At 43.3% G+C, this 473-nt stretch carries 1 protein-coding gene; it reads left to right on the forward strand.

Going from position 1 to position 473, the window contains the following annotated elements; translation table 11 throughout:
* Window positions 1-473, forward strand: a 473-nt coding sequence (locus PROCOU_RS16175) for an immunoglobulin-like domain-containing protein (protein ID WP_036074557.1), incomplete at both ends; no start/stop codon positions are given.

A 473-nucleotide genomic window follows, 5' to 3' on the forward strand; every position in this document is an offset into this window, starting at 1 on the left:
GTAGGTGAAAGTACAAGCAAAACAATCCAAGTACAGGTGCTGAGCCGACCAATCATTGAGGCAAAAGACCACATCATGTATGTCGGAGACACCTATGACCCACTGAAAGAAGTAAGCGCAAGCGACCTAAAAGATGGAGATATCACGAGTGATGTCAAAGTAGTAGAAAACAAAGTAGACAACATGAAACCAGGCGTATACGAAGTGACGTATCAAATCACAAACAGCGTAGGTGAAAGTACAAGCAAAACAATCCAAGTACAGGTGCTGAGCCGACCAATTATTGAGGCGAAAGACCACACGATATACGTCGGAGATACCTTCGACCCACTGAAAGAAGTAAGCGCAAGCGACCTAAAAGATGGAGATATCACAAGTGATGTCAAAGTGGTAGAAAACAAAGTAGACAACATGAAACCAGGCGTGTACGAAGTGACGTATCAAATCACAAACAGCGTAGGTGAAAGTACAAG

The sequence above is a fragment of the Listeria rocourtiae FSL F6-920 genome (genome assembly GCF_000525975.1).
GTDB classification, from domain to species: Bacteria; Bacillota; Bacilli; order Lactobacillales; family Listeriaceae; genus Listeria_A; species Listeria_A rocourtiae.